This is a genomic window from Shewanella sp. NKUCC06_TVS (assembly GCF_019345515.1).
Lineage (GTDB): Bacteria > Pseudomonadota > Gammaproteobacteria > Enterobacterales > Shewanellaceae > Shewanella > Shewanella oncorhynchi.
Map to the genome: position 1 here is coordinate 16,828 of NZ_JAHKQX010000016.1, position 23,714 is coordinate 40,541.

The 23,714-nt window shown below is 46.6% G+C and carries 20 protein-coding genes and 1 pseudogene; 8 read left to right on the forward strand and 13 right to left on the reverse strand.

The genetic code is table 11. The features are described 5' to 3' along the window. Positions 1-23: 23 nt before the first annotated feature. The gene (rep, locus tag KO531_RS16935; RefSeq protein WP_219251759.1) at positions 24-2,036 is read right to left on the reverse strand and encodes a DNA helicase Rep; all 2,013 of its coding nucleotides are present in this window, start codon (positions 2,034-2,036) and stop codon (positions 24-26) included. A 234-nt stretch (positions 2,037-2,270) separates the two neighbouring features. Between rep and KO531_RS16940 the strand changes: the two genes are divergently transcribed. The 3 genes and pseudogenes from KO531_RS16940 to KO531_RS16950 all read left to right on the forward strand — a co-directional run bounded on the left by KO531_RS16940 (position 2,271) and on the right by KO531_RS16950 (position 3,369). Then, positions 2,271-2,525: an accessory factor UbiK family protein gene (locus tag KO531_RS16940; RefSeq protein ID WP_006083441.1), complete on the forward strand. Its 255-nt coding sequence runs from the start codon at positions 2,271-2,273 to the stop codon at positions 2,523-2,525. A 94-nt stretch (positions 2,526-2,619) separates the two neighbouring features. Continuing rightward, positions 2,620-2,883 (forward strand): annotated as a pseudogene (locus tag KO531_RS16945) (hypothetical protein); the annotation flags it as partial. Between the two features lie 138 nt (positions 2,884-3,021). Then, positions 3,022-3,369 (forward strand): hypothetical protein, encoded by a 348-nt coding sequence (locus KO531_RS16950; RefSeq protein ID WP_113940860.1) that lies wholly within the window; start codon positions 3,022-3,024, stop codon positions 3,367-3,369. On the opposite strand, the gene KO531_RS16955 is transcribed toward KO531_RS16950, so the two are convergent. Then, entirely contained in the window at positions 3,366-4,538 is a 1,173-nt protein-coding gene (locus KO531_RS16955) for a crosslink repair DNA glycosylase YcaQ family protein (RefSeq protein ID WP_219251760.1), read from the reverse strand. The two genes, KO531_RS16950 and KO531_RS16955, sit on opposite strands and share 4 nt — an antisense overlap. A 248-nt stretch (positions 4,539-4,786) precedes the next feature. On the opposite strand from KO531_RS16955, the gene KO531_RS16960 reads away from it, so the two are divergent. The 3 genes from KO531_RS16960 (at position 4,787) to KO531_RS16970 (ending at position 7,876) form a co-directional block, all read left to right on the forward strand. Further along, positions 4,787-5,317: a hypothetical protein gene (locus KO531_RS16960; RefSeq protein ID WP_219251828.1), complete on the forward strand. Its 531-nt coding sequence runs from the start codon at positions 4,787-4,789 to the stop codon at positions 5,315-5,317. A gap of 176 nt (positions 5,318-5,493) precedes the next feature. Next, positions 5,494-6,972 carry a cell envelope integrity protein CreD gene (gene creD / locus KO531_RS16965; protein WP_168825956.1) on the forward strand — a complete coding sequence of 493 codons (1,479 nt, stop codon included), beginning with the start codon at positions 5,494-5,496 and terminating at the stop codon, positions 6,970-6,972. 121 nt (positions 6,973-7,093) lie between these two features. Continuing rightward, on the forward strand, positions 7,094-7,876 hold the full coding sequence (locus KO531_RS16970; RefSeq protein ID WP_251068997.1) for a phosphatase PAP2 family protein: 783 nt from the start codon (positions 7,094-7,096) through the stop codon (positions 7,874-7,876). Positions 7,877-7,959: 83 nt separating this feature from the next. On the opposite strand, the gene KO531_RS16975 is transcribed toward KO531_RS16970, so the two are convergent. Then, on the reverse strand, positions 7,960-8,685 hold the full coding sequence (locus tag KO531_RS16975; RefSeq protein WP_198573143.1) for a transporter substrate-binding domain-containing protein: 726 nt from the start codon (positions 8,683-8,685) through the stop codon (positions 7,960-7,962). Between the two features lie 189 nt (positions 8,686-8,874). On the opposite strand from KO531_RS16975, the gene KO531_RS16980 reads away from it, so the two are divergent. Next, the gene (locus KO531_RS16980; RefSeq protein WP_105253008.1) at positions 8,875-9,375 is read left to right on the forward strand and encodes an Lrp/AsnC family transcriptional regulator; all 501 of its coding nucleotides are present in this window, start codon (positions 8,875-8,877) and stop codon (positions 9,373-9,375) included. Between the two features lie 333 nt (positions 9,376-9,708). Beyond that, positions 9,709-11,073 (forward strand): sodium-dependent transporter, encoded by a 1,365-nt coding sequence (locus tag KO531_RS16985; protein ID WP_219251762.1) that lies wholly within the window; start codon positions 9,709-9,711, stop codon positions 11,071-11,073. A gap of 240 nt (positions 11,074-11,313) precedes the next feature. Here KO531_RS16985 and KO531_RS16990 read toward each other — a convergent pair whose 3' ends face one another. From KO531_RS16990 to ilvC, 10 genes are all read right to left on the reverse strand, one after another. Then, on the reverse strand, positions 11,314-12,177 hold the full coding sequence (locus tag KO531_RS16990; RefSeq protein WP_219251763.1) for a TIM44-like domain-containing protein: 864 nt from the start codon (positions 12,175-12,177) through the stop codon (positions 11,314-11,316). Between the two features lie 483 nt (positions 12,178-12,660). After that, positions 12,661-13,179, reverse strand: a complete 519-nt coding sequence (locus tag KO531_RS16995; protein WP_219251764.1) for a DUF4303 domain-containing protein — start codon at positions 13,177-13,179, stop codon at positions 12,661-12,663. A 47-nt stretch (positions 13,180-13,226) separates the two neighbouring features. After that, on the reverse strand, positions 13,227-13,847 hold the full coding sequence (locus tag KO531_RS17000; protein WP_219251765.1) for a DUF1629 domain-containing protein: 621 nt from the start codon (positions 13,845-13,847) through the stop codon (positions 13,227-13,229). Between the two features lie 487 nt (positions 13,848-14,334). Next, on the reverse strand, positions 14,335-14,595 hold the full coding sequence (locus KO531_RS17005) for a hypothetical protein (protein WP_219251766.1): 261 nt from the start codon (positions 14,593-14,595) through the stop codon (positions 14,335-14,337). Position 14,596: 1 nt separating this feature from the next. Then, entirely contained in the window at positions 14,597-15,730 is a 1,134-nt protein-coding gene (locus KO531_RS17010; RefSeq protein ID WP_219251829.1) for an alanine--glyoxylate aminotransferase family protein, read from the reverse strand. Positions 15,731-15,937: 207 nt separating this feature from the next. After that, the gene (gene ilvA, locus KO531_RS17015) at positions 15,938-17,539 is read right to left on the reverse strand and encodes a threonine ammonia-lyase, biosynthetic (RefSeq protein WP_219251830.1); all 1,602 of its coding nucleotides are present in this window, start codon (positions 17,537-17,539) and stop codon (positions 15,938-15,940) included. A gap of 17 nt (positions 17,540-17,556) precedes the next feature. Then, entirely contained in the window at positions 17,557-19,416 is a 1,860-nt protein-coding gene (gene ilvD, locus KO531_RS17020; RefSeq protein ID WP_219251767.1) for a dihydroxy-acid dehydratase, read from the reverse strand. Between the two features lie 57 nt (positions 19,417-19,473). Then, a complete protein-coding gene (ilvM, locus tag KO531_RS17025; RefSeq protein WP_006083459.1) occupies positions 19,474-19,731 on the reverse strand; it encodes an acetolactate synthase 2 small subunit in 258 nt (85 codons plus the stop codon). Further along, a complete protein-coding gene (gene ilvG / locus KO531_RS17030; protein WP_219251768.1) occupies positions 19,728-21,401 on the reverse strand; it encodes an acetolactate synthase 2 catalytic subunit in 1,674 nt (557 codons plus the stop codon). Before ilvG ends, ilvM begins: the two co-directional genes overlap by 4 nt. Positions 21,402-22,076: 675 nt before the next feature. Further along, entirely contained in the window at positions 22,077-23,555 is a 1,479-nt protein-coding gene (gene ilvC / locus KO531_RS17035; protein WP_219251769.1) for a ketol-acid reductoisomerase, read from the reverse strand. Positions 23,556-23,714 lie beyond the last annotated feature (159 nt).

Sequence of the window (23,714 nt, forward strand, 5' to 3'; positions counted from 1 at the left end):
AGAATAGTAAGCGAAACCGCTCGCTATTTTTTAAACATATCTCTTAAGCTAGAAATATTTGCCCGCCCCGTTTGCATCCGCTCCTGTTCCGTTTGTTGTGGCTTACGATTTTCCCACACCACATCATCTTGAGGTAACTCAAGTAAGAAACGGCTTGGTTCACAACGCATGATTTCACCAAATTGGCGCCTTTCGCGGCAGAGGGTGAACCAAAGCTCTCGTTGAGCTCGAGTGATACCCACATATGCCAACCGACGCTCCTCATCGACGTTATCTTCGTCTATGCTGGTTTGATGGGGCAAGATACGCTCTTCTACTCCAACCATAAACACGAAGGGAAACTCTAAGCCCTTAGAAGCATGCAAGGTCATCAACTGCACCTGATCGCCGCCTTCATCCTCACTATTACGCTCCATCATGTCCCTGAGCGTCAATCGAGTCACCACCTCTGGCAAGGTCATAGGCTCATCTAACTCATCACCCGCGAGCATCTCAGTCACCCAACGGTAAAGCTCTGAGATATTCTTCATCCGCATTTCAGCGGCCTTGGCACTGGTGCTGGTTTCGTATAAGTAATCTTCATAATTGATCTTACGGATCAAATGCTTCACCGCCTCGACGGGTTCACCACGTTCAGCATGATCCCCAGTCTCCACAATAAAACGACCAAACTGATATAAAGATGACATAGCCGCAGGCGGTAAATGATGATTCAGTTCAGGCTCAAAAATCGCCGCAAACATAGAAATATGCTTCTCATTGGCAAAATTACCTAAACGCTCTAAGGTTGATGGACCTATGCCACGTTTAGGCAAATTCACGATGCGCAGGAAAGCATTATCGTCATCGGGATTCACCACGAGCTTTAGATAGCCCATGATGTCTTTAATTTCAGCACGAGCAAAAAATGACGTACCACCACTCAATTTATAAGGAATACGGTTCGTCATCAGTGCGCGTTCGAGTAACCGTGATTGATGGTTACCCCGATACAAAATCGCATAATCGCCAAACTGAGTACGGCCGACAAACTTGTGCCGCACAATTTCGGCAACAACACGTTCAGCCTCTTGCTCCTCATTGGCGGCAAACAGCACCCGCAACGGCTCACCATAGGCAAGCTCGCTAAACAGGGCTTTATCATAAACATGGGGATTATTCGCGATAAGAATGTTCGCAGCCCGTAGGATCCGCTGGCTAGAACGGTAGTTCTGCTCCAGTTTAATCAGCTTAAGCTGCGGAAAATCTTTACCCAATAACACGAGGTTTTGTGGCTTAGCACCGCGCCATGAATAGATAGACTGATCGTCGTCCCCCACCACAGTAAAGCGCGCCCGCTCACCCACTAACAGCTTTACCATTTCATATTGGCTGGTATTGGTATCTTGATATTCGTCCACCAGCAAATATTGGATCTTGGTTTGCCAGCGCGTACGCACTTCTTCATGGTGGCGTAACAATAAAGTTGGCATCAGAATCAAATCGTCAAAATCTAAAGCGTTATAGGCTTTCATATGTTGAGCATAACGCTGATACAACATAGCAAATAAGTGCTGTTGCTCATCTTTAGCGATTTTGCGTGCATGCTCGGGAATAATTAAGCCACCCTTCCAGTTTGAAATCGTACTGGCAAGCGCTTTGAGTAAATCTTTATCTTCATCCAACTCGTCTTGGGTTAACTCTTTGAGCAGTGCCAAGGTATCTTGATCATCAAACAGCGAAAAACCCGGTTTTAAGCCTAAGACCTTATGCTCGCGTTTAATGATCTCAAGCCCTAAAGTATGGAAGGTCGAAATCCACAGACCTCTGGCTTCCTTGCGGCCCATCGACTGAGCGACCCGCTCTTTCATCTCGCGGGCAGCCTTATTGGTAAAGGTCACCGCCGCGATATTACGCGCCTTATAGCCACATTTTTCGACCAAGTAAGCGATTTTATTGATAATGACGCGCGTTTTACCACTACCCGCACCCGCCAATACTAGGCAAGGGCCTGAAACATAATGAACAGCATCGTTTTGGGCGGGATTGAGTTTCATCTTTGCGCAATATCCAAACAAGTCGACAGAAAGGGATGGGATCATAGCAGAAACGGCCGTTTTAAGGCGAACAAATCCCCGCTTAGGTTGAGCAGAACTCAACTCTGTAGATAAGCTTCTCCGTGATATAACCCCCAACAACAGCCAACTAAAGTGTTCACGCGTCTGCTTTACTTTTGAAAGCTAACGTACTGAGTTACAATCGAGCTATTCAGTAAAGAGGCGGACAAGATTATGATCAATCCAAAGAAAATCGAAGAAATGGCGAAACAATTGAGCGAAAGTTTGCCCAGCGGTCTAAAGCAATTTGCCGGTGAATTTGAAGAGCGCAGTAAGCAAGTACTGCAAAATCAATTGCTCAAGTTGGATATGGTTTCCCGTGAAGAATTTGATGTGCAGCAACATGTACTACTGAAAACCCGCGAAAAATTAGAAGCCCTACAAGCTCAAGTCAATGAGTTAGAAAAAAAGCTCAACGCGGCGGGCTAACTTATCATGCATGTTTGAAAGAGCACAGTTAGCAATAGCGCAGCTGTGCTTTTTTGTTTTTAACACTTCAAGCATTGAGTCACTTGGGGAAATAATGCAACAACTCGCCAGCTATATCCTTGCTATTGAAGGCTATCCAAGCCCTGTCTACGTGGTAAGCCAATCAAACGAGCAGCAAACCTATCACGATGATAATGTGGAGATTTGTGAGTCCATAACGCTTTATCACTTCGATAACGGGGTTGTGATTAGCAAGCTAAGCGAGCAAGATAAACAAGCTTATGCGTCAGACATGGTTTGTGAAGATTATTGGCTCAGCTATCGGGTTGTAACAGCTCATATTGCGATTTCGCCGCAGTAAAAATCCTTTAGCAATCTATGTCAGCAAAGCTTTTGGCTTAAAATGCAGCAAGGGCTGGCAGTAAGGCCACCGCTGCAACCAGAGCATAAACAGACTTAATGCTTTAGCGTCGAACAATCAAGGAATGAAGCTACAATGGATGTCACAATCAGCACACACTATCAGGACTATCTTCTTTGGGGATTATTGTTGCTTGGTGGCGTGCCGCTACTCACTTATCCCGGTGTGCTTCTCGCCAGTTTGATGGGACTGGCCAGTCAATCAAGCATTAAACCCGCTTTTATCTATCGATTGATGAATCAGTGTTTTCTATGGGGAAGCCTAATTTATCCCGCCGTGTATATCCCCTGTTATCGCATTACGAGCGATAGCACTGCGACTTCTTCATCTTTAGTCATTGCTGCGTTGCCACTGCTGTATCTAATCTTACTGTATGGCTGCTTTCGCTTTATGGATGCTCCAACTAAAGAGACAAATAATTAAAGCTTTTGTTGGCGAGCATACTTTTGCTTAAGGCCTTTATGGTTAGCCTTAACTAACTTCCAGCGGTCACAACCATTGAAACGAGCATATTCACTGACTGCGATATCAAAGGCCGCACAGAAATCCTCATCTAAGCCATTCACCATCACGCCCTCTTCTAAAATCAATTGCTGTAATAGCAATAGGTTAGCTTGACGATCGGCTTTAACATCCACGCGGCCAACAAAAGTGTCGCGCCACAGAATTGCTAAAGAATAATAACCATACTGACGCTTTTCGGCTGGGACATAGACTTCGATTTGATAATCAAAATCAAACCATTGCTTTAACCTTTGCCGTTGGATCAATAAATTATCGAAGGGATTAAGCAGCCACACTTTATGAGGTAATGGTGCATTTAGCTGTAATGAAGGGCGATAAAAGTAGCTTTGGCCCGCAGCCTTAAAACACGCTAATAGCCCGTGAGCTAACAACTCTGCCAATTCTTGGGCTACAGCTGATTTCATACCTTTGCGTAAATAAGCCATTTGCGCCGCAGTACCGAAGGCGTGGGCATCAAGATAACGATCAATTAGATAGCGGGTAAATTCACTATCTGTCGGTGCTTGAGCATCAACATCTTTTGGTAGTACCCGCGCAGTGAGATCGTAAACCTTCTGGAATTTTTCCCGCCGCACCACCATCAACTCACCACGCATAAAGAGCTGCTCTAGGGCTTTTTTCGCGGGTTTCCAATCCCACCAGGTACCGTTTTTAGCTTCACTATGTTCAAAATCACTGGCCTTGAGTGGCCCTTCTGCGAGGATTCGCGCCCGCACTTTCTGCATTATTTTATCGTCGGGCTCAAACCAATGCTTACCGCCATTTTGCAGCTGCTGTTTACGCTGCAAACTAAAACGGTAATCGGCAATAGGTAAATAAGCTGCCGCATGGGACCAATATTCGAAGATCTCTCCTTTGGCTAAAGCCATATCGAGCATCTTTGGCTGATATTCTGGCATACGACTATGCAGCACATGATGATGCGCTCGCTCAACCACGTTGATAGAGTCAATTTGTACATAACTGAGACGTGAAATTGCCTCGGCGACTGAAGTATATGGTTGCAATAATCCTTGCTGCTGCATATTTAATTGCAGCCACTCGCGGGGTGAAAAGGGATTAGACATCGATTCTCCAAATTCAACGACAAGCAAATACCAAACCAGAGAAAAAACATAACAAACTGAAAATAAAAGTATTTAGCACACTATTCAACGAGTAGGTTTGTGAAATGTACGCACAAGTCTACTCACTAGGCAGTATCTTCGGATAACATAAGCCATTTATACCTTAACGGCTATCGGTTTACCTGCCCGTTAGTTTCACGACTCGAAATAGAGCCTATCTGGCATAGGCTCTTCATTAAGGATTGATGATGAATATCTACTATCGCCAAGCACAACTCTGCGGCCGCAAAACAGGTAATGGCACTAAGCTGCCATTTTTGATGAATATCTTGTATTCACTTGCTGCTAAAAATGGCGATCACCAGCCCTTTTCAATGGATGACATTAACGCCGTACTGTTTAATCAGCATCAGTCGATTGGTTGCTCTATCGAGGCGCCGCTACCGATAGTGAGTTGGCGCACCGAAGCGATAGAGTATGAGTTATTTAAAGGCGAAGACCTGGTGTACCTGCCCCAATGCATCATCTTTAGCAATGGCGCCATTGCCTATGTCATTGTCGTCATGGGTGATGAATATGAGCTGCGTATTTGGCCCGATTACAGTAATCGTGATCGAGAAAAACACCACTGGTTTTCCCACCATGCCGTAGTCTATTCAGCAGAACTTGACGTCTTTAAACAAAGCTTCGAAGCACTGCTCAAGCATATTAAAAAAGAAAATGACTACGAGAAAAAACACCCAAAATTTGGCAAAGACATCCCACTATCAGATTCATAAACTTGAATAATGAGTATGGGTTTAGCGGCAATCGCCATAATGTTGCCACTATTGATCAGCAACTTGCCCGCAACTTTTGTAAGAAAATCTGTTTTAATACCCGCCGTGATACCGAGTTAACTCTGCACAATCTTAGCGGATAAGTCTCGGTCGTATTTCATAGGGAATGAAATTCAATGTTCAGCATTATTTTCTGGGTACTCACCCTACTTAGTTTGGCCTTATTTGGTAGCGCAGCCTATTTAGTGGTGCGCGCACTCCTCAAAAAATTTAATCGAAGTCAAGGAATCGATATGTCAGCACAAGAACCGTGGGCAGCAGCCACCGCAAAGGGAACGGCATTAAAAAACACCACCTTATTAAAAGCCTTAACCATTGGCATACTCTCAATCCTCGCGTTGATCCCGCTGGGGATCATTATGGATATGACTTCTGATCGCCAAACCCTTTACCACAGCGTTGTCGATGAAATCGGCCGTTCATGGGGTGAGCAGCAAACCCTCTCAGGTCCTGCGCTGGTGATCCCTTACAGCTATTTTGTGTTACAAGAAGAAGTCAGTAACGACGGTAAAACTCGCCATGAAGTGAAGCGTACCTATCAAGATGAGCTAGTGATCCTACCGAAAAAGCTCACCCTCGACTTAGACCTAAAACATGATTTTCGCACCCGTGGCATTTATCAATCGCTGGTGTATAACGCAGCTCTACAAGGTCAGGCCGACTTCAGCCTTAACCGTTATGATATTCCTAACCTTATCGCCTTCGATAACAAAAATGCCCGGTTAGTCTTTGGGGTGTCATCGAATCAAGCAATTGATAAAGTAGAAAAAATTGAAATCACCGGTGAATCGACATTACTCTCTGGATCACTGATGTCGGGCACGGGATTAACCACTGGCGGTTTAGAAAAAGGCTTTAATCAAAAGATCCAAGTCAGCGAAGCGAGTGATTTTAGTGTGGATTTTGCCATGACACTACGCGGCTCTCAGTCTATCAGCGCATTGCCACTAGGCGAGCAAACGCTAATCAATATTCGCGCCGACTGGCCGCATCCAAGCTTTAAGGGATTATTACCCGCAGAACGGGATATCAACGCGCAAGGCTTTACTGCAAGTTGGAATATCAGCCACTTAACCCGTAACTATCCACAAGAGTTTATTAAGAGTAATCAATCGACTCTGACTGAAGTGTCGGCTAATGCGATTTTATTCGAACCAGTGACTCACTACGGCAAGATTGATCGCTCGGTAAAATACGGCCTACTGTTTATCGTGCTGACTTTTATCATGTTGTTTATCTTCGAAATTGGACAAAAAACCAGCCTTAGCACGATTCAATATGTGTTAGTCGGCAGCGCCATGGCCTTGTTCTATTTGCTACTACTCTCGCTATCTGAGCATCTAGCCTTCTTGCATGCCTATTTAATTGCCGCCTGTATTCCCGTGCTGTCGGTATCGGCTTACGTAGGGAGTGCCACAGCAAGTATTAAGCGCGGTGCATTAGTAGGCATTATGCTGGTGAGTTTATATGCCGTGCTGTACTCGATACTGCAACTGGAAGATTACGCCCTATTGATGGGTTCAGGTTTACTGTTAGTCGTACTGTTGATTTTGATGTTCGTGACTAGGCATCACCCTAAGAACACGGCGCAATAGCGCCCTACCGCTCCACCCTTGAAGACCCCCCGACAGCGCCATCTTTTGCTGTCGGGATTTTTTTATTGGCAAAACCATTGCCGCGTTGTAGCCTATGGCGTTTTATGAAGAGGCTTATATTTTGACCCATAGCGTCTATCTTTTACGCCGTTTAGGTTTAGCTTGGATACTGTTGGCAACCATTCCGGGCTTACTATTACTGACACAGAATCAGCTGTTTCCACTGATCGATCTGCACTCTACCTTAGCCAAAACCTTATATTGGATTACCATGACTGGCACTGCGCCCTATGGCGTCGCAACAGTCTTGTTTGTATTGGCGATCGCCTATCGTCATATGCCTAAACCACTCTTTATAAGTTTATTTTTTGCCATCAGCCTCAGCCAAGTTATCAGTTTAGGCTTAAGCCACACCCTCAAATCCTATTTTAAAGAACCCAGACCTAATCTCGTTTTTCTAGCAGAACAAGCACTGCCTAAGCATGAACCGCTTTCACTCGATGCCTTTTATCAATTGGATAAACAGTCACGTTCAAAGACAATTGCCAATGCACTCGATGGCTTGATCGCTGCAGAACCTGCCTTGAAACTCGACTCACGGATCCATCAGCATTGGGAAGATGAAATCGGCTATTCTTTTCCTTCGGGACATACCATTTTTGCTGTGACGCTAGTGCTTACCGCCAGCTACTATTTGCTACTCGCTGGATTACCTAGCTTAGTCATGGCGTTATGGATCTGGGGATTTTTGATGGGATTAAGCCGTATGCTGCTTGGCATGCATTGGCCGCAGGATGTACTGTTTTCAACCTTTTTAGCCGCCATCATCAGCGGATGTAGCGTGTTCTTTGTCAGTAAGTTGCGTCCACTCTCCCATGCGTTTGCTAAAGGATCTGAGCACTAACGCTGTTAATTCAGCGTCTCGATTTGGCTGTCGACTCAAATACGACAGCTTCAAACACTATGAAGTTAAATACTTAGGCATTGCTAAGCACTGCCTAAGTATTTTGCCACTAGGGCCTGATAAATCCCATTGGCCTTAATTCTAGCGAGCCCTTGATTGAAAGTATCCCGCGCCACTGAGTTGTGGAACACCATTCGATAGGATGTTGGGGGGAAAATAAAGTGGTAGCTTAATGCTTGCTGGGTATCAACATCATCCTCAACGAACTTATTCAGTTGAGCGAATATATAACGATCGGCAATCACAGTATTAATGCGACCTAAGTACAACATACGGTTCTGGCTTAATTGGCTATCGACTTCACGATAAATAGTCTGTTGCGCTACGGCATTAAACTCAGGGCCAAGTAAGAAGCGAGCATTTTCAAAAGCGGCGACACTGTACTTTTTAAGATCCGCAATACGTGTTATTTCCAGGCGTTGTTCGGCCAAACTGATCGCTACATTGGTATATTCAACATAATCATTGGACCAATAACCATCAACGCCATTTGCAGGGTTCATCGTCATTACAGCATCTAATCTATCTTTATTGAAATATAAAACTTGGCGTTTACGAGAGTAGAATTTGAAGTTGACTGGCTGCCCCATTTCCTTAAACGCGGCCTTAATAATATCGATCTCAAGCCCTGATTCAGCATCTTCGATAATATAAGGCGGTCGATTTAGAGCGCTACCAATGGTTAACGATGCAGAAAATGCATAAGTCGGTAATATGAATAAGCAGATTAGCAACAAACTCAAGCGCATACAGTGTCTCACTCTTATTAGTATCATAACAATAGCGGTAAATAACGGGAGTTCCAAACAGCACGACTCCCAAAATCTCTATCCGTTATCACTGTCACAACCTTAAAATGTCTCATTTGATCAAGATTTTTGGCAAAGTCGGCTAAGACTGGCAAACTAGAGGCTGACTCAGTTAACCCTAAGCTTTCAATGACAGACACTCACCCCTACAAACTCGATCAACTCGATTTAACAATTCTGCGCTTACTGCAAACTCACGGCAGATTATCGAATCTCGAACTGGCCAATAAAGTCGGACTATCGCCATCTCCTTGCTCGCGCCGTGTTAAAGCCTTAGAAGAAGCGGGTTATATTGCCGATTATGCAACGCGTCTGTCGGCGGATAAGTTCAACCTGCATTTGACCGCGTATATCCATGTTCGAATGGAGAAACATACACCGGCGATTCTCAATCAATTTGAAACCAATGCACTCGCCTACGAAGAAGTCCAAGAATGCGCGCTGATCACGGGCTCAGAGGCCGACTATCAACTTAAAGTGCTAGTACAAGATATGGCGCACTTTCGCACTTTCCTGTTAGATAAACTCACGACCAACGTGCATATCGCAGGGGTGCATTCCAGCTTTGTCCTCAAAAAGGTTAAGGACCACACGGCCATTCCCTTAGGGCACGTCAACATTCAAGCATAAGCCAACAGTCACAGCAAACACCGCAAGCAAGACAGATGCACAAGTAACAGTCATAGCACAAAATAGCGGTTAGGCATCTGCCATACGGTATTTTTTGACCATAAGATCACAATTCAATGAATTTTTATCATCGCAATGATTCGCCAAATCTCAACCATCAGTCGCACCTGATAGCAATAAAATCTCGCACAAAACAGATAGGCGGCACACAACATTAACTTATAGCCAAAAACCGATAAATTATTGCCGGTTAACACCAAATTAACGCACTAAAATTGCGTTGAAATCCTAATTTATCCGCCTAAGATACGCCTTCTTTTTACGGGAGGCACAATGCAATCGGCCAATACAAGTTCAACTAACCACTTCAGCTCACGCTTAGGTTTTATCATGGCGGCAGCCGGTAGCGCCGTTGGCGTCGGCAATATTTGGGGATTCCCCACCCAAGCGGCCACCCATGGTGGCGGCGCCTTTCTACTTGTGTACCTAGTGCTGATTTTCATCCTAGGCATTCCCATGCTGATGGCCGAGCTTATGATAGGTCGCCACGGACAAACCAACCCCGCCGATGCCATGGGTAAACTCGGCTTCAACTCACTCACCCGCGGTTTAGGCAAGACCATAGGTTTGCTCTCCATAGTGACAGCGGGATTGATTTATACCTTCTACAGCATTCTCTCCGGCTGGTTTGTCAGCTTTGCCATCGCGCCAATTGCCAAAGCTATGGGCTCGCACGACACCGCCGCTTGGCTAGTGGATTTTTCGCTGTCACGTAATCTGGTGTTTACACTGATCTTCAGCACGCTGGTTTTTCTGGTATTACTGCAAGGCGTGCAAGAAGGCATAGAAAAATGGTCGAAACGCTTAATGCCGTTATTACTGATCATGCTGATCGCGGGCGTGGCGTATATCTTCACCCTAAATGGTGCGAGCGAGGGGATAAGCGCGCTACTCACACCTAACTTTACCAAGGCGCTGGCACCAGATACCTTGATCAGCGCGCTCGGACAAACCTTCTTCTCCCTTACCATAGGCACAGGTGCCATGATGGTGTACGGCAGTTATCTGAGCCAAAAAGAGAATATCGCCAAACTGACTGTCTGGGTTGCCTTTACCGACAGCGGCATCGCCTTTCTCGCCGCCTTTTTAATCATCCCAGCCATGTATGTCGCCCAGCACAATGGCGTGGAGATTTTTAACGCTGAGGGCAAGTTACTTGATTCGGATGCATTGGTGTTTACTGTCTTACCCGCGTTATTTTCCACCTTAGGCGATACGGCGAACCTTATCATCAGCGTGATTTTCTTTGTTCTGCTGATCATCGCGGGTTTAACCTCGGCCATATCCATCGCCGAAGTGCCGACGAGTTATGTGATGCAAAAGTTCGGACTCAGCCGTCAACGCGCCACCTTGATCATCGGCCTATTACTGACCTCATTATCCCTATTGCTGGCGGTATTTTTTGAGACGCTATTTAGTTTCACTATAATGCTGACCACCCAAATCGCCCAGCCGCTGGTCGCCCTCGGTATTGCGGTTTACTTAGGTTGGATTTGGCGCCAAACCCAGCTGCTCAAGGTAATTCGTGGGCAAGAAGGTGTCGATAGCACAGGACTTTTCTGGCGCATTTGGCCAAAGTATGTGAAGTATGTTTGCCCAGTGCTGATTATCGCCATAGCCATCAGACAATTTGTGTAACCATTTGAAAAATAACAAAATACACGCTAAGTGCGGGGATTTTTTATTTAGCAATTGATGCACTAATTAACTACTTTAAAATAATCAGCAAAGTCTTGCTGCCGCCAATAGTGAATGCGATGACAGCCGGATTTTTCAATCTATCGATGACGTTGAACTGTTAGGGAAGGCTGGATTGAAACGAAAGGGGATGTAAACAGCAGCCTTAAGAGATTAAGGCTGCTTTAAACACTGAGCTGATTACTGTTCGATACCGACGATCAACCAAGGTGAATTGGCTTGTGTTACGTTACGCTCTAAATGCCAGATTTCCTTAATGTCCTCTTCTACGCCTTCAACGGTATCGCGATAGCGGCCGCTAAATTTAACACTCACTTCCGCAAGATTTGCATTGTGTGTGGCGCGGACAAGTTCTGCATCCAAAAACATCACTTCTGTGTGCTGATCGCCAACTAACTCGCGACGTTGGTTGCTGAGTTCATTGTAAAGATCAATAGAAACATACTCTTGGATTTTGCTTAAGTCGTTTTCATTCCACGCCAATTGCAGGGTTTTGTAGTGACTACGAGCGCCTTCCAAAAAGCTTGGTAAATCAAAACCGGCAGGCAAATCGAAGGGAACTGCGCTTGTCGCTTGGCCAAAACCATTGCTGCCGCTGTTTGCATTGGTGGCAAAACCTGTTTGTTCAGTCTGTTGACGCTGCATATTCGGATTGGGTTGGCCAGCACCCGCATAGGCTGGTCTTTGCTGCGCCCCCGCTTTTGAGGCCATCACAGTACGGACGATTTTGAATAGCACGAATGCCAGCAAACCGATAATCAAAATATCCATGATTTGAATATTTTCAAAACCACCGCCCATAAACAGCGCAGCCAATAAGCCACCTGCTAATAAACCGCCTAACATGCCGCCCATCATACCTTTTTTGCCCGGTGCTCCCGCTGGCGCCGTAGTCGGTGTGTTGGTCGCCGCTGGTTGAGCCGGAGCCGTTTGGTGACTCTTGCCGATAGACTTACTACCGCCGAATTTTTTCGCTTCAACGACAGGGCTAGTAACTAAGCTAACCGCAAAAATCATCGCCAGCATAATAAATAACTTTTTCATTTATAGGATCTTGTTCGTGTAATCTGAGGTGCAGCCATAATAGCGGGATGACATTATATGTCAATTAGCAAAAAGCGATGGCTGATTGTCCTGTGCATATTTAGTGAGTTGCGATTAGTACTGTCATTCCAGTGACGCGCCAACTTTGGTTTAAAAATAAGTCATCCCTGCGAGCTCGACGGCGTCATCTGCTGCATACGGAAGTGCGAATGCCGCGATCACAGGACGTGAAAGAGCGTCCATGCCGCCAACGGTCACTTACATGCCAGTGCTTAATCCCATAAACTACCGTACATTCTGATAGCCAGAACGACCCAAACCGAAGTCCAATCCCCAGATAGGGGTAACCATCTCAGCAGTCATATCTTTTGAATCAAGATTTAGAATAATCGCCATGAAGAAAATATGCGTTTGTCCTATTTTTTCATCTTTTTAAAAAAGATGATTATGTTTCTATTTTTATAGATAAATCTGTACGATTAATTAGTCAAACCTTAAAATAAATGCCATTGAAAGTGGTGCATCGTTTATTAATTTTGCAGAAGAGTTTTCTATTTCCTCAGACTCATCGTCGTCAGTAATTGAAACAAAACACACTGTCGAATTTAGCTCAATAGGCAGTTCTCTTTTTATTCTGACCAGTACGTTTGATAATGTCTGAATTAGTTTATTTTTAAACTTTGCAAAGTTTATTTCTCGAGATGAGTCCTCTCGAAGCATCTTACTTATTTTGGAGAATGCTCCCGCATTATATCCGTCATAAAACCACTCAGATACTGCCCATCTATAGTAATTTTCACACTCTATGCTTTGATCTTCTTCAGCAGCGAGAATGCTTTTAAGCTTACCCTCAGAGCTAGCACTTAATGATGCTGACATGGCACTACTGTCAGTGTAAAGAGATACCGCATAGAATGCCTCATCTTTATTTTCTAACAATAACATCTTGATTGTATCGTATGTAATTTCAAAGCATTTTTCTTCTAACTCAATCCAGTCCATTATTCACTCCTTGTACTTAGCTTCAATATTTTCATTTTATGATGCACTCAGCTCCATGCAGAATACTGATAATGTTCATTTATCTCCTTAAAACTCACCCCCGTTAAACCAAGAGCTTCGTACTCATTTTTAAACTGAATAGAACATACAGAAGCCGCTATCTCGTTACAAAAGAATAAATGTTCATGAATATTATTCTTTATTTTAAATTTATCTATAGACTCATAATATGTCTTCTTTAACCCACGTTCCTCTTGCGTGTTCAATTTTCCAGAATCTAAGTCAATCGAGATAGTATAAGTGGACTCATCCTTATCTAAGATAGACAAATAACTTAGTGGAAAAAATAAAAAGTACTTTTTCTGCGGACGAACTCCTCGATGCAAGTTAATATCGACAGGAATACGAATACACTTAATATTTAATTTTTCACACAAGTATAACATTTCATTAGAAACTAAATTTTCATCAACCAAATAATCACCATTCAGTTGATATGTTTTTGCTTTAAGAGAATAAGCATTTAAAAAATCAACCTCACATGGTGGTGAGTCATAAAACTCATAGTCAGGTAGCTCAGGAGTCCAATGTTTATCCATAAAATACGGTATTCCCTTACCATCAGGATCTGATTGCACAATAAAAAATGGTTGTAGATTTGTACTCAAAATAACTACCCTGTAATAGGTTAAAAGTTTAATGTCCCTAAGAAAGCATTAGCGCAAACTTAAATTTATTTTAAACATCGTTTTACTCTGTTGCTAGCCATAATATTCCTTCGCAAGTCAAAAAAGCTTAACGAGCCACCCATTGTTAAATTCTCGGAATGCATAATTGTAAATAACAGACTATCAGGCATACCAAGGGTTTAATGGGATTAAGCACTGTCGTGGAAGTGACCGTTGGCGGCATGATCGCTCATTCACATCCATGTGTTCGCGACATTCTAGTCTTGTTATAAATCTAGCCATATGCAGGAGATGTCATCGTCGAGCCTATTGGGATGACTTATTTTTAAACCAAAGTAGGTGTATCACTGGAATGACAGTGCTAAATCAATATTACCTGCTGCCAAAAGCGACTTTATTAACAAAATTAAAAAATCCCCGCATTGCGGGGATTTTCGTTTAATCAAAACCACTAAAACTAACTAAGTTACAAACACTTTCCATCCGATGAATCATCGGAAGAAAGTGCTCGGCTGATACTGCCGAAGATAACATTCAAGAAGCCGATACCGACATCCTTTTGCCGCTCATCGGCGCTGCCCGTATCGTGGCCGCTCGCGTCGCGCATGCTTTGATTATTGTTAGTTCCGCGCACAAAATCGCAGGAAACATTGCTGGTATTATTCACCGAGCAGGCACTGAGCAAAGCGATCATTAGCCCGCAAAAGGCAAGGCGTAATCTTGGCATATTAGTTCAACACTTCTTCTAATGCCTTGAGGCATAAGGCGACATTTTCACGACGGGCACCAAAACCCATGAGGCCAATGCGCCATGCTTTACCCGCAAGAGCACCAAGGCCTGCGCCGATTTCGAGATTGTAATCTTTGAGCAAACGAGCCCGCACCGCGGCATCATCGACACCTGCAGGAATATAAACTGCGTTAAGTTGTGGCAGACGCGAATCTTCGGCCACCACAAAGTTAAGCCCTAACTTTTCAAGCCCAGCACGCAGCACTAAGTGCATGTCATGATGGCGTTGCCACGCATTCTCTAAGCCTTCGGCCGCTAAAATACGCAGGGATTCATGCAGTGCATAAAGCGCATTCACTGGCGCAGTGTGATGGTAACTGCGCTTGCCGCCCGCGCTGGTCCAATAGGCCATCACTAAGCTTTGATCGAGGAACCAACTTTGCACTGGGGTCTTGCGATTCTTGAGTTTTTCGACGGCAGCAGGCGAGAAAGACACAGGCGATAAACCCGGTACACAGGAGAGACACTTTTGGCTGCCAGAATAAATAGCATCTATGCCCCATTCATCGACTCTTAACTCAACGCCGCCAAGGGAAGTCACCGCATCAACTATGCTCAAACAACCATAGGTTTTGGCTAATGCGCACAGAGTTTTGGCATCGGACAAGGCGCCAGTTGAGGTTTCGGCGTGCACAAAGGCTAAAAATTTGGCATCGGGATTGGCTTTCAGTGCCGCTTCAACCGCAGCAGGATCAACAGGTGTGCCCCACTCATTGTCCACCAGCACGGCAATGGCGCCCATACGCTCGACGTTTTGGCGCATACGCTCACCAAACACACCGTTACGGCAGACAATCACCTTCTCACCCGGCTCGACTAAGTTAACGAAACAGGTTTCCATGCCCGCACTGCCCGGCGCTGATACCGCCATGGTCATTTCGTTTTTAGTTTGGAAGGCGTATTGGATCAGACTCTTAAGCTCATCCATCATGCCCACAAACAGCGGATCTAAGTGGCCAACCGTAGGTCTGGACTGCGCCGCAAGCACTTCGGGATAAACATCCGACGGGCCAGGGCCCATTAAAATACGGCGAGGAGGATTAAAAGCGGTAAAACGCGGTGCTGGTAACATCATGTCTCCTTAATGCGTGTAGGTGTAGGTCGAAGTCTAGTTATTATTCGTTAGCCAATCGTCAGCGGATTAAGTCAGCGACTTAACTGTGGCGCGCTAATCGGCGGCTAGAGTATGAAGTCTACAAAACTACCACAAAAAGGAGCGCCTGTGCGCTCCTCCTTTAGCCTTAGTTATGACTAACATAACTATCACGCGCATGGTGCGCTAAGGTTGTAACGCCTTGTTGCCGTTACCCGCATTTAAAAACAGCTGATAGGCAGGACTTTGGGTTTCCTCTTGATAGACGAAACCCAGCTCAGTTAAAAACTGTTGGAACGGCAAGGCATCACTCGCGGGTACTTCAAACCCCGCCAGCACTCGGCCAAAGGCCGCGCCGTGGTTACGATAATGGAACAGACTGATGTTCCATTTGCTCTGCAAGGTCGTTAAAAACTTCAGCAGCGCGCCGGGATGTTCGGGGAACTCGAAGCTGAATAAACGCTCCTCTAAAGGCTCAGGTGGATGACCGCCAACCATATAACGCACATGCAATTTCGCGGTTTCATCACCGGATAAATCCTGCACTTCAAAACCATTGGCCTCTAAGGTGGCAATGATTTGTTCTAGCTCACCTTGGCCTCGGCTTAAGCGAATGCCAGCAAACACCACGGCAAGATCACGACTACTGAAACGATAGTTAAACTCTGTCATCACCCGCTTATCGAGCAACTCACAGAATGTTAAGAAACTTCCCGGACGCTCAGGGACTTTCACCGCCAGTACCGCTTCTTTTTGCTCGCCAAGCTCACAACGTTCAGACACATAACGCAGACTGTGAAAATTCACATTCGCGCCACTTAAAATCGCTGCGACCTTTTCACCATTGCCGCAATCACCATTGGCATTAGTGCTGACATATTTTTTAAGCCCAGCTAAGGACAAGGCCCCTGCGGGTTCGGCGATCGCACGGGTGTCTTCGAAGATATCTTTCACCGCAGCGCAGATTTCATCTGAGGTGACAGTCACTACTTCATCGACATAAAGTTTCGCGACTCTAAACGGCTCAGTGCCTATACGTTTAACCGCCACGCCATCGGCAAATAAACCGACTTGCGCCAGTGTCACAGGTTCGCCCGCTTCCATCGCTGCCTTTAAACAGGCGGCGTCTTCTGGCTCGACGCCGACAATTTTCACCTGCGGCATTACCGCCTTGTAATAGGCTGCGATACCCGCGATTAAACCGCCGCCGCCCACGGGTACAAATACCACTTCGAGATCGCGCTGCTGCTGCAACATCTCTTGGGCGATAGTGCCTTGGCCTGCGATCACAGCTTCATCGTCGAAGGGCGCGATATAGACTCGGCCCTCTTCTTTAGCCATCGCCATCGCAAAGCCATTGGCTTGATCGAAGGCTTGGCCGTGCAATACCACGTTGCCACCTAAACGGCGCACCGCATCAACTTTAATATCGGGCGTCGTCTCGGGCATCACAATCACAGCATCCACACCGCGACTCGCCGCCGACATGGCTACACCCTGAGCATGATTGCCTGCCGAAGCGCACACCACGCCGCGCTGGCATTCTTCTTTCGTCAGCTGGGCGATACGGTTATAAGCACCGCGTAACTTGAAGGAATGCACTGGCTGCATATCTTCGCGCTTCAAAAATACCTGACAACCTAAACGCGCCGATAACTTGTTCATGCTGGAAAGCGGCGTCACTTTCGCTATGTCATACACGGATGACAACAGGATTTTTTGCAGATAGCTTTGTGCCAACTGAAAATGGGCTAAATCCGCCTGAGTTTGCGATGCAAGTGGCAACATAGATGCAGTAAACATAATTAGTCCTCCAGTTTACTGCGATCGCGCACCGCGCCCTTGTCGGCACTGGTGGCGAGCATGGCGTAGGCCTTAAGCGCGAGTGACACATAACGCTGGCGACCAATAGGTTTCCACGCCATTGGGCCAAGACTGTGCATTTTTTCGCGGCGAGCATTGAGTTCAGCATCGCTTAACGCCAGCTTGATGCTGCGCTTGGGTATATCAATTTCGATGCGATCGCCATTTTCAATCAAGGCGATAGTGCCGCCAGCTGCCGCTTCGGGTGAGACGTGGCCAATCGATAAACCTGAAGTGCCACCGGAGAAACGACCGTCGGTGATCAGCGCGCAGGCCTTGCCTAGCCCGCGTGATTTTAAGTAACTGGTTGGATACAACATTTCTTGCATACCTGGGCCACCTTTCGGGCCTTCGTAACGGATAACAACCACGTCGCCCGACACCACTTCACCGCCTAAAATGCCCGCCACTGCATCATCTTGGCTTTCATAAACGCGCGCCGAGCCGATGAAGGTCAGATTAGATTCATCTACGCCCGCAGTTTTAACGATACAGCCGTTTTCGGCCACGTTGCCCGACAATACGGCAAGCCCGCCCTCTTGGCTAAAGGCAAACTCACGGCTACGGATACAGCCTTCTTGTCTGTCATTATCCAGTGACGGCCAGCGACAATCTTGGCTAAAGGCTTTAGTGGTCGGAATCCCCGCAGGTCCCGCCATAAAGAAATGTTTTACTTTTTCATCTTCCGTCTGCATCACATCGTATTTCGCCAATACAGACTTCAAATTGCCACCTTCATCGGCCGCCACATGGAACACATCGGTATGCAGCAATCCGGCTCTGTCTAGCTCACCTAAAATCCCCATCACCCCACCCGCACGGTGCACGTCTTCCATATGGTATTTAGGCGTCGATGGCGCAACCTTACAAAGGTGCGGCACAAGGCGCGACATACGGTCAATATCCGCCATGGTAAAATCAACATCGGCTTCCTGCGCGGCGGCCAATAAATGCAATACGGTATTAGATGAACCGCCCATGGCGATATCTAAGGTCATGGCATTTTCAAAGGCTTTGAAATTCGCGATATTACGTGGCAATGCCGATTCATCATCTTGATGATAATAACGTTTTGCCAACGCCATCACGCGGCGACCCGCTTCTAAAAACAGCTCGCGGCGATCCGCGTGGGTTGCCAGCATAGAACCGTTACCCGGCAGCGATAACCCTAGTGCTTCGGTTAAACAGTTCATTGAGTTGGCGGTAAACATGCCAGAGCAAGAGCCACAGGTTGGGCACGCGCTACGCTCGATTTTGGCACTGTCTTCATCGCTCACGTTCGAATCGGCGCCCGCCACCATAGCATCGACTAAGTCGAGCTTGATGAGTTTATCCGACAGCTTAGTTTTACCCGCTTCCATCGGTCCACCAGAGACAAACACGACGGGAATATTGAGGCGCAGCGCCGCCATCAACATGCCAGGTGTGATCTTGTCGCAGTTGGAGATACACACTAAAGCATCGGCGCAGTGGGCATTAACCATGTATTCCACACTGTCGGCGATAAGCTCGCGCGATGGCAGACTGTAAAGCATGCCGCCGTGGCCCATGGCGATACCATCATCGACTGCGATCGTATTGAATTCTTTGGCGATACCGCCCGCTTCTTCGATGGCGCTCGCCACAAGTGAGCCCATGTCTTTTAAGTGCACATGACCCGGTACAAACTGAGTAAAGGAGTTAGCAATGGCGATAATTGGCTTACCAAAATCATTGTCTTTCACCCCTGTGGCGCGCCATAGCGCACGGGCACCCGCCATATTGCGGCCTTCGGTACTGGTAGCTGAACGTAACTTTGGCATTGACTGTATCCTTTATCTCAAATCGAAAATGGTATTCTTAATTCACATGACGAATGCTTAAGCATTTGCCGTTTGTTGCAAGCTCAGTGGTAACAATACCTTACACTGGGTCACATCAATCAGTTTATTCAGCTGATTACTTAACAGTTCGATCGCACGTTCGCTATCGACCTCCATATCCAACGACAGGCTCGCATCGTCATTCATACGCATCTGCATTTGGGTAATCGTAAAGCCGCGATGGCGAGTCACGCGCAAAACACGCTCAAGCACTTCGGGGCGTTGTTGAACCGTTAATTCCAGAGAGTGGATCATGTTTGTTTCTCCATTTCGTCCATCATATCGCTGTTTGATGCGCCGGGGGGCACCAGTGGCCAAACGTTAAAAGCATCGTCGATTGCAACGTGTAATAAATACGGGCCCTTAGCCGCTAACATTTCGGTTAAGGCTTCTTCCACTTCGTCGGAAGAAAAAATCGTCCGGCCGGGAATATCAAAAGCAGAGGCCAATAAGACAAAATCAGGGTTATCTGATAAATCCGTTTCGCTGTAGCGCTCTTCAAAAAATAGCTGTTGCCACTGCTTCACCATGCCAAGCTTTTGGTTATCAACCAGCACGATTTTCACCGGCAGCTTACGGCGTTTGATGGTGGTCAGCTCCTGCACATTCATCATAAAAGAACCATCACCAGAGACAGTCACCACAGTCGCATCGGGACGCGCCACTTGCGCACCAATGGCGGCGGGTAAGCCAAAGCCCATAGTGCCTAAGCCAGCACTGGACAGGTGATCTTCTGGACGGCGGAACCACATATGCTGGGCCACCCACATTTGGTGCTGACCTACATCGCAACACACTACGCTGTCTTCGGGTAACTTATTGGCTAAACGACGCAGCAACGCTGGGGCATAGATCAAACTGCCGGGGTGTTGATAATCCCATTGATGTTTACGGGATAAATGCTCCACCTCGGCCTGCCAAGGCGTGATGTTCATCGACATGGCTAAGGCAGGTAGTATTTGGCGTAAGTCACCAGCGATTGCCACCTCTGGCATACGTAATTTGCCCAGTTCGGCGGCGTCGATATCTAAATGGATCACTCTGGCCTTGTCGGCAAAGCTCGCTAAACGGCCGGTGACTCTGTCGTCGAAACGGGCGCCAACCACGATTAGCAAATCGCAATCCTGTACCGCTAAGTTAGCGGCCTTGCCGCCATGCATGCCTAACATGCCTAAGTAGCCGGGTGTGCCGTGGGCGATACTGCCCAGCCCTTTCAAGGTTGCGACCGAAGGTATGCCCGTCACTTTGATAAACTCACGCAGTTGATCGACCGCGCCCGCCATACCTACACCACCGCCGACATACAACATAGGCTGTTTAGCCTCAGCCAACAGCGCACGGGCGGCGTCGATATCACTCATCTCGGCTTGGGGTTCGTTCATGACGGCCAGCAAAGGTGTACGGTATTCGAGGTGAGCGAGTTGGATATCCTTCGGGATATCGACCAACACAGGGCCAGGGCGGCCGGATGCGGCGATCTCAAAAGCTTGATACAAGGTTGGGATAAGATCGTTGATGTTTGTCACCATAAAACTGTGCTTAGTGCAGCTCAGTGACATGCCCAGCACGTCGATTTCTTGAAAGGCGTCGGTGCCGATAACGGCGGTGGAGACTTGGCCTGTGATGGCCACGATAGGCACTGAATCTAACAGCGCGTCGGCTAAGGAAGTGATCAGGTTAGTCGCGCCTGGGCCTGAGGTCGCGAAGCACACGCCGGTTTTACCGCTGGCTCTTGCGTATCCTACGGCGGCAAAGGCGGCGCCTTGTTCGTGACGGCTTAAGAGATGTTCAACAGGGCTTCCATAGAGGGCATCGTATATTGGCATAATGGCACCACCTGGGTAACCAAACACTGTGGTGACTCCATGTGCTGCTAACACTTTGATTACCGCGTCTGCACCTCTGATCATCTGCCCTGGTTCCATATTCTCTCTCGCTACGTTAGTCCTGAATTGCCGAAAATCGACGCTAATTTTTTACTCTTTCGAAGCTTAGAACCTTACTCTAGGCCCTGAAACGAAGAACCCCCCGGTCCTTTCGGAGCGGGGGGTTCTTTCGAAACTTTTAACCTTTTAGGTCTATCAGTTCGCCATGCGCCGCCCCCGCTGTGATTTAATAATCACGACGGTAATAATCACGAGAATGAGCTTGGCAGCTTGGTTAAACATCAATATGGATTCCTAATCGGTGTTTCTAAAATTGGGATATTGCATGAAAGTTAGTATCGCTTTGGGCTTTGCCCTAGCGCGAGCTATTAGCTTTACCATAAAGCAACGGCCAAACACAATAAAAAATATCTTTTGTCAAAAAAAATTCAGCTTCCCTGCCGAGACAATGCAAAACAACAAAGTAAAACGTTAACTGTTGAGCCTCAGTCGGTGCGATTCACCTACTGAACGATAGACTCACTAACTGTGTCGTTTTTGCCCGCTCGACAACCTACTGAACAGGAAAAAATTTGTTTCTCACTAACTGATTTATCACTAAGCAAGCTCAAGATGCGCGTTTCACTATCTTGAGCTTGCTTGGGAACTGAGCTGAGACCCAAGTCCTTTGAGTCTCAACCCTCTCCCCCAATGCTAGGCTTAACTAACTATCACTTAAGCCTCAACAATGCTCTTCATATCTGTCATGTAACCGCGAAGCTCAGCGCCAACATATTCCACTGCCGTTTCACGAATAGCTTCGTTAACAGCGATGAGCGTTAGGTTGTCGACACCGGTTGCGCAGTCTTTCAGGCCAGCACCTAAATACTCAGATGACATGGCATTAACGTAGTCGCGCAGCATAGGTACGGCGGCGTGATTGAACAGGTAGCAACCGTATTCGGCTGTGTCTGAAATCACTACGTTCATTTCGTACAAACGCTTACGAGCAATCGTGTTAGCGATAAGTGGGGTTTCGTGCAGTGACTCGTAATAAGCCGACTCTTCCACAATACCTGCAGATACCATAGTGTCGAACGCCAGTTCCACACCCGCTTTAATCATAGCGACAAGGAAAATACCTTTGTCGAAATAGGTTTGTTCGTCGATATGCTCGCTCGATACGGGCGCATTTTCGAAACCTGTTTCGCCAGTTTCGGCTCTCCAACGCAGTAAGTTCGCATCATCGTTTGCCCAGTCTTCCATCATAGTGCGTGAGAATTCGCCGCTGATGATGTCATCCATGTGCTTTTCAAATAATGGTTGCAGAATTTCTTTTAAATCTTCTGCAATTTCAAATGCTTTAATCTTGGCTGGATTAGACAAACGGTCCATCATGTTAGTGATGCCGCCGTGTTTCAGCGCTTCAGTGACCGTTTCCCAACCTTGCTGGATAAGCTTGGCCGCATAGCCTGGCTCAACGCCATCGGCGATCATTTTCTCGTAACCTAAGATGGCACCCGTCTGCAACATACCGCACAGAATGGTTTGCTCGCCCATCAGATCCGACTTCACTTCTGCGATGAAAGACGACAGTAAAACACCGGCTCTGTCTCCACCCGTTGCGCTAGCATAGGCTTTAGCAATGTCTAAACCGTCACCGTTTGGATCGTTTTCTGGGTGAACCGCGATAAGGGTAGGCACACCAAAACCACGTTTGTATTCTTCACGCACTTCAGTGCCAGGGCACTTAGGCGCAACCATCACCACAGTGATATCGGAACGAACTTGCATACCCTCTTCAACTATGTTGAAGCCGTGTGAGTAAGACAAGGTAGAGCCTTGCTTCATCAGTGGCATAACTGCGTTAACCACGTTTGAATGCTGTTTGTCCGGCGTCAGATTAAGAACCAGATCCGCCGCAGGGATTAATTCTTCAAAGGTACCGACACGGAAACCGTTATCGGTTGCTTTTTGCCATGAGGCACGTTTCTGTTCAATCGCTTCAGGACGCAGGGCAAAAGAGATATTCAGACCCGAATCACGCATGTTCAAGCCTTGGTTAAGACCTTGAGCACCACAACCTAAAATAACAATATTCCAATCTTTGATGTAGTTACAGCCGTCGCTAAACTCAGAACGATCCATGAAACGACATTGGCCAAGCTGTGCTAATTGTTGACGTAAATTCAGAGAGTTAAAATAGTTAGCCATCTGATATACCACCTATAAGTCAGAAATTTTGGACGCAACCAAACTAACATAATGTTACGACTTGGTTGTGATTGAAATCACTATAACCCATGCTTATCATTGCTTAAAATGATATATTCGGAACTTCATATTGCATTATACGCAACGTGAGCCGCAATA